Here is a 10,825-nt window from a genome sequence, read left to right on the forward strand (position 1 = left end):
CTAAGCATGAAGCCCCCCTCAAGATGAGATTTCCCTTGGAGTTAATCCAGTAAGACCCCTTAAAGATGATGAGGTTGATAGGTCTCGGGTGGAAGCACGGTGACGTGTGGAGCTGAGAGATACTAATCGGTCGAGGACTTATCCTAAAAATAAGAATTGATTTTCTTACTCAAGTCTTAAATGTGTGTTATCTAGTTTTGAAGGAATGATCCTTCAACCCAAAATAGTTTAGTGGCGATAGCGAAGAGGTCACACTCGTTCCCATGCCGAACACGATCGTTAAGCTCTTCAGCGCCGATGGTAGTTGGGGGTTTCCCCCTGTGAGAGTAGGACGTTGCTAAACTATTTTATTATTCCACAGTAGCTCAGTGGTAGAGCAATCGGCTGTTAACCGATCGGTCGTAGGTTCGAGTCCTACCTGTGGAGCCATTTATGGAGAGCTGTCCGAGCTGGCCGAAGGAGCACGATTGGAAATCGTGTAGGCGGCGTAAAACCGTCTCGAGGGTTCAAATCCCTCGCTCTCCGCCATAGCTCGTTTTTATGGCCCGTTGGTCAAGCGGTTAAGACACCGCCCTTTCACGGCGGTAACACGGGTTCGAATCCCGTACGGGTCACCAAATAAAAGTATAATACCTGGAGGATTAGCTCAGCTGGGAGAGCACCTGCCTTACAAGCAGGGGGTCGGCGGTTCGAACCCGTCATCCTCCACCATATATTATTTTATTATCACTTTATTATTATCGCGGGATGGAGCAGTCTGGCAGCTCGTCGGGCTCATAACCCGAAGGTCGGAGGTTCAAATCCTCCTCCCGCAACCAATTTATTTAGTCTTTACAAACTATGGACCCGTGGTGTAGCGGTTAACATGCCTGCCTGTCACGCAGGAGATCGCCGGTTCGATCCCGGTCGGGTCCGCCATTTTTTTATTTTATTATTTTGGCTCGGTAGCTCAGTCGGTAGAGCAGAGGACTGAAAATCCTCGTGTCGGCGGTTCGATTCCGTCCCGAGCCACCATTTTTTGCCGGCCTAGCTCAATTGGTAGAGCAACTGACTTGTAATCAGTAGGTTGGGGGTTCAAGTCCTCTGGCCGGCACCAGCGTTCTTACTTCGATACCTTTGGTTAGTAGTATAATGAAAACGTTTTTGTTTTCACATATTGACGAAACTAAGAATAGTATGTATTATTAGTTGTATCTAATATGGAGGGGTAGCGAAGTGGCTAAACGCGGCGGACTGTAAATCCGCTCCTTAGGGTTCGGCGGTTCGAATCCGTCCCCCTCCACCATTTGAAACTTAGGGGCATAGTTTAACGGTAGAACTGAGGTCTCCAAAACCTCCAGCGTGGGTTCGATTCCTACTGCCCCTGCCAATTGTAACTTAATTATTGTGGCGGTCGTGGCGAAGTGGTGAACGCACCGGATTGTGGCTCCGGCATTCGAGGGTTCGATTCCCTTCGATCGCCCCATTCTAATTAATGGGCTATAGCCAAGCGGTAAGGCAACGGACTTTGACTCCGTCATTCTCTGGTTCGAATCCAGATAGCCCAGCCATTTTCATATGCGGAAGTAGTTCAGTGGTAGAACACCACCTTGCCAAGGTGGGGGTCGCGAGTTCGAGCCTCGTCTTCCGCTCCAACTTTATATTGAGGCGGCATAGCCAAGTGGTAAGGCACGGGTCTGCAAAACCCTTATCCCCCGGTTCGAATCCGGGTGCCGCCTCCAAGTTCTCATGTAAGTCTTTATAGTTTTGCCGGGGTGGTGGAATTGGCAGACACACAGGACTTAAAATCCTGCGGTAGGTGACTATCGTGCCGGTTCAAGTCCGGCCCTCGGTACCAAAACAACATCTTGAATATGCTTCTTCGTAAGTTTTGCGACGAGCAGCGTTAGCAGCGCAGGAGCAGTGACTAAGTGATTGGTAATAAATCACTTTAACAGCCCTAAACACAGTTTCACTGTGTATTTTTTATTTCATATGCCGAGCTGGTGGAATGGCAGACACGATGGACTCAAAATCCATTGCCTTCACGGGCGTGCAGGTTCAAGTCCTGTGCTCGGTATCTAAAAGTGAACTTCACAGTAAAGACTGTGGAGTTTTTTATTTTTCTTTGATTGCTAAAGTTTATTTGCTGGTGGACAAGATTGAAGAGGACAACTGGCATTGGTAGTCCGGCAATTTTTTTGTTAGCCCCGACCACCGGTACTTTAAAAGCCCATTAGGGCAAAGGAAATCGCTGATATAGGCGATTTTTTTATTTGGCTGAGTGATAAAAAATCGGTGTCAGATTTGATTGGTCATGTCCTCCTAAATGGTATTTCGTTAGGCTGACACGACCACTTCGAAAAACATCTTGTCCTTCGTTGAAAAAGAAACGGAGGATTTTTTAATTATGTCAGAAAAAAAATGAAGAAAAAAAGGACAAGTATTGCTGATTTACTTTATGAGAAAAATGTAACATTAAACAAAGCTAGAAAAAGTCATACTACTTGGGAGCATGGAAAAGAAGATTTCCTATTTCGGAAGAGTGCCCAAGGTAATTTAGCGATTTATTTTTTTTGTGTCTTTTTTTAGTCTATTATTTTTGGTAAGCTGACCGGTTTATATTGCGTTAACAACAGATGGAGATAAGAAACGGAAGAGAACTGTTAAGTCAGATGCAACTAATTTAGAATTCCTTACAATACTCCTTTTTTTGTGATATTTTCTTATTATTTATTGAAATTTTCATTTAGATTGAATTATTTAATAATAATAGCTGATGTGCTAATAATTAAAAATGTATGATAGCCTTATTGTAAATAATGTCCATTAATTGTGCCATTTTACTTATAAGATATTTATTTGTGCTTATTAGTAAGGTAAGATTGTATATATATGGGATTAAATATAAAACACACAATTCGAAGGTGAGGAAAAAGAATGAATCAAAAGTCTAAAACAGTGGGGTATCTCCTAGCGTTTTTTCTTGGAGGTATCGGTGCACATCTTTTTTACTACAAAAAGTATATCAGAGGACTCATCTATCTAATTTTCTGCTGGACCTACATTCCAATATTCTTAGGGTGGATTGATATGTTGTTTATAAAAAAGTGGCACAATCAATTAGATTCAGTAAATGACAAGAAACAGCTAGAGAAAAAGCCATCTCTAGCTAAAATCTCTGTTGAGCCGAAATCCCAGGACAATAAAACAAAACCTAAAAAGACCACTTCGATATTTAACAAAACATTTTACAACGAAGAAGATATCATCTTGCCGAAGTATGCACACATAGAAACACCCGCTTCTATTCTTAAAAGTGTAGAGGAAGCATTAAACCCTAAGAAGTCTACAAAGGATAGTGGAGGTATTCGAACTGAATATTCTTACTCACATTCGCACTCAGACTTCATCAAGAAATCACACAACTATAAAAACCGGACACAAGGACCGACAAAAGAAATACCATTACAGGCATACTGGACAACGTTTGACTCTATGAACGACAAACAATTAAAATGGTACTTCCATTGGAGAGAAGAAGTCCTTGAAGGAAATTATTTAGAAGTAGACCTTAGTTATATTTTCGTATTTGTGTATGAGTTACTAAACTACTCTTTTAACCCTAAGGCATCGTTTAATGTCAGTATGTTAGTACGCTTATATGAGAACTATGTAGACATGCACCCAAAACTTTCTAATTACTTGCCTCGGTGGATTCAAGATATGTTAAACGAACTCAAGGAAGAGGAGTTAGCAAGCGAATGGAAGTTCCGTGATTATGTTCCTCCAGTATTTAAAGCGATTACATGGGAACACAAACCATTAAATAAAATATCCATTACACACTGGAGAAATTTTATCCGTAATTACCGGGAAACCAAATTCTTTCTGGATAACAAGAATAAAATTTATAAAGTGTTCAAAGACGGTCTTTTGTTATTAGAAGCCCATCACAACGAACAAAACGAAAAAGTAGAAAATATTTGGTTTACGAATAAACGAGTTCGCAATGTGGCTCACCTGTATTCAGGAGCGGTCATTGGAAGGGAAAATGAACCTATCCATGTTTACCACACAGAAGTTCAACCTACAGATACGCTTTATGATGAAATTACAGCTCTTTTCCGATTATCCGAGAATGTCACTCGTATTTTAAACGGTGAAAAAAGGGAGATAAAGGTGGAAGAAGAAGTGCTACCAGATAATTTTAAGAATAACTTATTAGATAGTTACAAAGAAGGTGCAAAAAAAGCCAACGAACGATTCAAGACGGTCAAGGAGAAAGATACTCAAGCTACAGGTAGTACTATTCCTCAACGACCGATAGAAGAGGAAACAACGGAAGTGGCAGCTGTCACTGCTACAAAACCAACCATTGAATTTAATGATGAGAATATTCAACGTTTAAATCAAGAAAATCAACATTTACAAGGAGTGTTTGAGGGTAGCCAAAACGAAGAAACACAACCGGAGTTTAAAGATACTTCGGTACTGGTGACACCAGATGCAACTACAACAGACATTACTCCTGAGGTTTCTGAAACAGACAGGACGGTTGAGGTGGATACGGGATTAAATTCTATCTTTGATACTACTGAAGGGGATGAAGAGGAGTTTATTAGTTCATTATCAGATGCAGAAAAAGAATTCTTAAGCTCATTTAACAACGGAGAATATTCTCAAGACGAAGCAACCGCTTTTGCGAAGAGGAATGGGAAAATGTTAGGCTTGTTCCTAAGTGAGTTAAACGAAAAAGCAAATGAACATTTGGGGGATAATATCATGGAGTTAGAAGGCGACAACATTATTCTTTACGACGAGTTCACGGATATTGCTCTCATGCTGAAAGGGGCGTAATAATTGAATATTAAGAAACGAGATTCATCCGCAATATTAAACTCTCTATCCGGGGGAGTTGTGCCAAGCAGAGGATTACAATACATCATGGTAGGTCGAACAGACGAAGCCAAACAAATTCTGGCAGACTTGCAAAATATAAAGGGCGGTTCCTCGGTTATCAAATTGTTCATTGGACCTTTTGGGAGCGGGAAGAGTTTCATACAAGCCCTAATTCAACAAATTGCCTTTCAGGAGAAGTTTGTTGTAGCGAAAGCTGACTTTACACCAGAACGGCGATTATACGGCAGCGAAGGAAAAGCTGTCGCAATCTATACAGAACTAATGAAGAACATGGCAATTGCTACGGTACCGGATGGTGGGGCTCTACCCACTATCCTGGATAAATGGATTAGTGACGTCCAATCAAAGGTAGTTGTAGATAAAAATTATGGCTCGGTAGCATTTGATAATCCAGACTTTATTCGGGATGTAGAACATGAGATAACCAATACAGTTTCTAAGATGGATGACCTAATTGGAGGATATGACTTCTCACGCATTCTAATCCAGTATTTCAAGGGATTTGTAGAAGACAACAATGAATTGCAGCGCAAAGCGATAAAGTGGCTTAGAGGGGAATATAAGACGAAAACAGAAGCAAGAACAGATTTAGGGGTTCGAGATATTATCGATGACAACAACTACTACAACTACCTGAAAGTTGTCTCTCAATTTGTGAAGCAAATCGGGTATTCCGGGTTAGTGGTTAATCTGGATGAAGCAATTAATCTGTATAAGATAACTCACCCTCAAACTAGAGATAAGAACTACGAAACCATCTTAAAGATATATAATGATACCCTTCAAGGGAATGTGGAAGGTTTATACTTCACACTAGGTGGTACACCAGAGTTTTTAGAAGATGAAAGACGGGGACTATTTAGTTACGGAGCACTGAAAAGACGATTGGAATCTAATCGTTTTGAAACAAACGAGTTCCGGGATTTATCTCAACCAGTCATCAAATTAACCCCATTGAAGCATGACGAAACGTATGTTCTATTACAGAAATTACGAGACATTCATGCGACGCATCATGGATCTCAATCGACTGTAACAGATGAAGAGATTAAGCGTTTTATCATTCAAGAGTATTCCAGACCGGGAGCGGATGAGAATTTAACAGTAGGGGATGTCATTCGTTCTTTTTTAGGTGCACTGAACATTCTACATCAAAATCCAAATTTCAATCGCAGTGATATCTTTGGAGAAGAGGAAGGACCACCAGAGCCGCGAAACACCGTTCACTCTAGGTTTGCTACTACAGAAGGAGAATAAGGAATGACATTTAATCTGTTAAGCAAAAACATTCAAAAGAAAATATGGGATATGAAATGGGACCGTTTCACTCCTATCCAAGATAGCACCATACCGGTTATCATCAATAGTTCTAGAGATGTTATCGTATCATCAGGGACTGCTTCTGGTAAAACAGAGGCAGCCTTTTTGCCTATATTATCCCTAGTAGAAAAGGCAGCAGTTTCCGAATTAAAGGTATTATACATCTCGCCATTAAAAGCATTAATTAATAATCAATTTGAGCGAATAGAAAAGCTCTGTGAACATACTCATATTCCTATCCATAAATGGCATGGAGATGTCAGTCAAAGCGTCAAAAAGAAATTCTTAAGAGAACCAGCCGGGATTTTACAAATAACCCCTGAGTCGATTGAAAGTTTGTTTATTAACAGGACCGAACAAATTAAAAATCTATTTAAAAGCCTTGATTTTGTAGTGATTGATGAAATTCACTCCTTTTTAAATAATGACCGCGGTGTTCATCTTCGTTCTCTACTATCGAGAATAGAAACACTAGCCCAGAACAGACCTCGGATTATCGGACTATCCGCAACCATTGATAATTTTGAATTCGTGAAAACCTGGGTGAACTACACATCACCGGAAGAAGTTGAAATTGTAGATGAGAAGGGCAGCGAGAAGCATCTATTGTATTATCTGATGCACTTCCCGGAAAAAGAGGACGAAGAAGCAGGGAACAAACTAGAGGTGTCTTTATTTGAAGATATAAGAGACTTAACACGAAATCAAAAAGCCATTATTTTCTGTAACGACCGTGGCTCTGTAGAGGAACTAACAGTATTCTTAAATCGTCTAGCGGAACGGGAGAAAGTAGGGGAGACCTATTATGCTCACCACTCGTCCATTGATAAAAAGGAACGAGAATATGTAGAAAAAACAATGATGGAATCCAAAATGCCTAAAACGGTAGTAGCTACAAGTACATTGGAGTTAGGTTTAGACATTGGAGATGTAGATATCGTCATTCAATTAAATAGTACGTTTACTGTATCTTCATTGAAGCAGCGACTAGGAAGGTCTGGACGTAAACGAGATGCTAAGCAGATGCTACAAATGTACACAACCAAGCGGGATAGTTTATTGCAATCGCTCGCTGTTATGGAACTTGCTTTAGACAAGTGGATTGAACCAGCTACTGGTTATGCTCAGCCCTATGACATTTTGTTTCACCAGGTTATCTCCATATGCACCGAAACAAATGGAATAACGACGAGTCAATTGTTAGAGAGGATTGAACGAAATCACATTTTTTATCAGTTTAGCACCATAGACGTTCAGTTGCTTATTAACCACATGCTAGAACAAGACATTTTGGAAATGGTGAAAGGACCTAATGAGCTTATCGTAGGTTTAGCCGGAGAACGTATTTTAAGAAGCCGTGATTTTTACGCCGTCTTTATCACACCGGAAGAGTACATGGTATTAGAAGGTGTAAGGAAGATTGGCACATTGGATAAGAGTACATTTTTAGGTTCTGAAGGGGATAACATTATTCTTGCCGGGAAACTATGGACAATTAAACAAATAGATATGGAAAAGAATAAGATTTATGTATCAAAAGCAGTGAATGGTAAACCACCTAGGTATTCGAGCAGCGGTTTGAAACTTCATAAGAAAATCGGTGAAAAAATCATGGGAATTTTATGTGATGACCACCAGTTTCATTATACTAACCAAGAAGCATTGGATACTCTTAATGATGAAAGGAAATTCTATCATGACAATCAGATACACCTTGGGAATAGAGTCATAAAAGAGGAAGATGGAAGCTACTTATTGGAGTCCTTTACAGGTACTGTAATTGCTCAAACACTTGGATGGATGTTCCGAGCAATAGGCTTCGCTGCTAAGATAGAGGACGGATTAAATCGAATGAGGATTGAGGGACCTCTTTCTATAGATGTCCTTAATTTTATCAAAAAGGAAGATTGGGATGAAACAAGATTACTTCCTCACATTGCGGAACCAGAATTATATAATTCCAAATTTTCTCCGTATTTACCGGATAAACTATTTTGGAGTATGCATGCTGCACACGAAATGGATATCGAAGGTGCTATTCAGTACTTAAATGAATTCGAATTTATCTTCATAGATTGCAAAGTAAGAAGGTAATTTTCAGAACTGCTAATTTGGCGTTCTTCTTTGTATAGAATTTAAAAGTTAGGAAAAATAAATCTCCTAGTTTATCTTTGAATACGATACATCATGAATTATGTCATGTTCATGAAAATAATGATCTAGCAAATATGGAGGAGTTTAAAGCGGAATTATATATAGAATCCAATACCATCGATAGCGTATTAAATGCACATGCAATGAACCTATTCAGTGAATATATTGTACCTAAGATGGCTGTTACTACTAAAGATCCATATAATATTATAGATAAAGATTTTTTAACAGATATAATAAGCTACATTCAAGAAGAAGTGAAAAAAGATATTCAAAAGTATTTAAATGGAGAGATAGATAAATTAATTTTTTTCGGGGAACTTCAATTAAAAACAAGTCATTTATTAAAGATCCTTTTGAATCTAGAATAAAAAGTGGACACCCCTTTATATTCTGACTCAGAGGAAAATTATGCTTTATTAAGAGATACAGAGGATAATGAAACTGACACTTTCTTTGGTTATCAGTAGACAAATAAATTTTGAGGGGGGAGGCAAAATAGAGCTTCACCCCCTTATGGTTACACATTATCAGGGATAGTAACTTCAAATCTTAAAACTTCACTTGATAAAACCTGTGCTGTATCACTTAAATATACTAATTTACTTTCCATGTAATAGGTGTTTTGCTAAGTACATGAAACGGATTTGCTCTTCTCTTAAAAAGTCATTCCCTTTTTTCCTCTCAGCAAAGAAGGAACTATTTGTATTAAACACAAATAAATTGAGATTCTCGGTTCTAAAACCGTTTGCGTACCACTCTTTCATTAATCTTTGAATTTCCTTCATTCTATCCTTGCCAATGACTTCCGAGATAATATCGTTATAGCGTTTGTATTTGGAAGTCTTTGAGAATAAGTCATATTCATCATTAATTACATAGAAACCTAACCTTCGAAAATAAGCCTCAGAGAGCCATTCTCCAAATCAGTATCCATTTTTTACACCAAGACTCTATTTACTGCAATATACTATCAGTTAAATAGTCTATATGCTTTATTAAAATTTTTTAATGATGAAAGATTTGCAAAAGATTTAGAAACAGGCAGAGATAAATACGAAGAGTTATCGAATGAATATATATAGAATATGCAGGTTTAGTGCAAGAAAAATGAAATTGTGAAAAGATAGCGAAAATTATTAGTATCCTAAATATCTAATAGGAGAGGGAATAATATAGAAGAGATAAAAATTCAAGTCACTTCCTTATTCGATTGAAATTTCTTTTCCTATAGCCTCAAAATCGTGTTAATTTCTTAAAAAGTATCATTAATATTACAAGAGGACTTAAAGGTAAAAATGTTAGGTTTTTTTCTTATATAGTAGGATTTGCATAAATAATTGGGGAAAAGAAACCTTTTCACCAATTATTTAAGATTAATAATTACCTAACAGCGGTGGCATGTAATAAAGAGGAATTCCTAAAGAAAAGGGGTGTATATATGGGAATATTTCAAGAAGAGTTGATTAGAACTTTACATAACGTTTTTTACAAGTATTTAGAGAGGAAAGAAGAAAAGTACCTTATCAGAGGAGAACGTGTCAGACTTGTCCGAGGAACTATAACATCTGTGGCACATTTTTTTGAAGACGAGATAGGGAGGATCTTATATAAAGTGTTAGCACCAGATTATTCTATTTTAGTAGATTATCCCATATCGTTTCCAGGAAAAAACAACCGTATTACACCTGATATTCTTATCATTAGGGATAAGACAATTATAATGATCTTAGAGTTAAAGATAGACCTTGGATATGAGCAAATTAACTGGAGGGAAAAGAGGGCTGAGGTCTTATCTAAAATTAGTTCATTCAAGAATGAGATGTATTATAAAGAAGTTATAAATGGAAAAAAAGAGTCATCAAAATTAAGTGCCATTGATAATGTCCCCTACGGAACTATTATTTTATCTCAAAAGAATGGTGGGATAAAAAGTAGAGACATTATAAATGAGTGCGTAGAAAAGAAATGTCATTCGGGTGAAATAGTACCATATTTTCATTTACTTCAGGATAAAAGTTGGCATCCAAATGATTTTATTTCTACAGAACAAGTTGACCAATACTTTAATGAATTGATTAATGATTATTTAGATAATGAAATGCAGGATGCAATCACACAGGATTGGAAGCGTTTAGAGAATTTTTTGAGAAAACATTTGGAATTTCAATAAATAAAATCATTTATAAATTCTAAATGACTTACTATATTACCATGCAACAGCGTTTTTTAATCTTTCATTTTCTCTATTTACTAAGATTAATTTCTTCTGTATCACCTCGAACTTTACATAAGAATTGCAATCACAACATCTTAAAGTTAAAGTGTCACCGACCTCAATATCATTAATTTTACTTATATGTTTTTCACTACACTTAGGACATTCCCAATCTAAATTCATAACTATCCCCTCCGTATAAAACACATTTATTGTATTCTATTATTCTAT

6 protein-coding genes, 16 tRNA genes and 2 rRNA genes are annotated in these 10,825 nt (G+C 37.7%); 23 read left to right on the forward strand and 1 reads right to left on the reverse strand.

The window, feature by feature from the left end:
• The 23 genes from DS745_RS10980 to DS745_RS11090 all read left to right on the forward strand — a co-directional run.
• Positions 1-146, forward strand: a 23S ribosomal RNA gene (locus tag DS745_RS10980); the annotation flags it as partial.
• 81 nt (positions 147-227) lie between these two features.
• A 5S ribosomal RNA gene (gene rrf / locus DS745_RS10985) occupies positions 228-343 on the forward strand.
• Positions 344-354: 11 nt separating this feature from the next.
• Positions 355-429: transfer RNA gene (locus DS745_RS10990), tRNA-Asn, on the forward strand.
• Between the two features lie 5 nt (positions 430-434).
• Positions 435-528, forward strand: a tRNA-Ser gene (locus tag DS745_RS10995).
• 14 nt (positions 529-542) lie between these two features.
• A tRNA-Glu gene (locus DS745_RS11000) sits at positions 543-617 on the forward strand.
• An 18-nt stretch (positions 618-635) separates the two neighbouring features.
• Positions 636-711 (forward strand) — tRNA-Val (locus DS745_RS11005).
• A 30-nt stretch (positions 712-741) separates the two neighbouring features.
• Positions 742-818 (forward strand) — tRNA-Met (locus DS745_RS11010).
• Between the two features lie 24 nt (positions 819-842).
• A tRNA-Asp gene (locus DS745_RS11015) sits at positions 843-918 on the forward strand.
• A 20-nt stretch (positions 919-938) separates the two neighbouring features.
• Positions 939-1,014: transfer RNA gene (locus DS745_RS11020), tRNA-Phe, on the forward strand.
• Positions 1,015-1,020: 6 nt separating this feature from the next.
• Positions 1,021-1,096: transfer RNA gene (locus tag DS745_RS11025), tRNA-Thr, on the forward strand.
• 105 nt (positions 1,097-1,201) lie between these two features.
• A tRNA-Tyr gene (locus DS745_RS11030) sits at positions 1,202-1,285 on the forward strand.
• Between the two features lie 10 nt (positions 1,286-1,295).
• Positions 1,296-1,369, forward strand: a tRNA-Trp gene (locus DS745_RS11035).
• Positions 1,370-1,389: 20 nt separating this feature from the next.
• A tRNA-His gene (locus DS745_RS11040) sits at positions 1,390-1,465 on the forward strand.
• Between the two features lie 10 nt (positions 1,466-1,475).
• A tRNA-Gln gene (locus tag DS745_RS11045) sits at positions 1,476-1,550 on the forward strand.
• A 9-nt stretch (positions 1,551-1,559) separates the two neighbouring features.
• A tRNA-Gly gene (locus DS745_RS11050) sits at positions 1,560-1,634 on the forward strand.
• 12 nt (positions 1,635-1,646) lie between these two features.
• Positions 1,647-1,721, forward strand: a tRNA-Cys gene (locus DS745_RS11055).
• A 27-nt stretch (positions 1,722-1,748) separates the two neighbouring features.
• Positions 1,749-1,837: transfer RNA gene (locus tag DS745_RS11060), tRNA-Leu, on the forward strand.
• A 139-nt stretch (positions 1,838-1,976) separates the two neighbouring features.
• Positions 1,977-2,059, forward strand: a tRNA-Leu gene (locus tag DS745_RS11065).
• Positions 2,060-2,919: 860 nt separating this feature from the next.
• Positions 2,920-4,839, forward strand: a complete 1,920-nt coding sequence (locus DS745_RS11070) for a TerB N-terminal domain-containing protein (RefSeq protein ID WP_129078307.1) — start codon at positions 2,920-2,922, stop codon at positions 4,837-4,839.
• Between the two features lie 3 nt (positions 4,840-4,842).
• Positions 4,843-6,159: an ATP-binding protein gene (locus tag DS745_RS11075; protein WP_129078308.1), complete on the forward strand. Its 1,317-nt coding sequence runs from the start codon at positions 4,843-4,845 to the stop codon at positions 6,157-6,159.
• 3 nt (positions 6,160-6,162) lie between these two features.
• Positions 6,163-8,316, forward strand: coding sequence for a DEAD/DEAH box helicase (locus DS745_RS11080; RefSeq protein ID WP_129078309.1), 2,154 nt, complete (start codon positions 6,163-6,165; stop codon positions 8,314-8,316).
• A 134-nt stretch (positions 8,317-8,450) separates the two neighbouring features.
• A complete protein-coding gene (locus DS745_RS11085; RefSeq protein ID WP_241657794.1) occupies positions 8,451-8,747 on the forward strand; it encodes a hypothetical protein in 297 nt (98 codons plus the stop codon).
• Between the two features lie 1,070 nt (positions 8,748-9,817).
• Positions 9,818-10,549, forward strand: coding sequence for a hypothetical protein (locus DS745_RS11090; protein WP_129078310.1), 732 nt, complete (start codon positions 9,818-9,820; stop codon positions 10,547-10,549).
• 36 nt (positions 10,550-10,585) lie between these two features.
• Here DS745_RS11090 and DS745_RS25015 read toward each other — a convergent pair whose 3' ends face one another.
• Positions 10,586-10,777 (reverse strand): hypothetical protein, encoded by a 192-nt coding sequence (locus DS745_RS25015; protein ID WP_129078311.1) that lies wholly within the window; start codon positions 10,775-10,777, stop codon positions 10,586-10,588.
• Positions 10,778-10,825 lie beyond the last annotated feature (48 nt).

This window comes from Anaerobacillus alkaliphilus, assembly GCF_004116265.1.
In the GTDB taxonomy this organism is placed as follows: Bacteria; Bacillota; Bacilli; order Bacillales; family Anaerobacillaceae; genus Anaerobacillus; species Anaerobacillus alkaliphilus.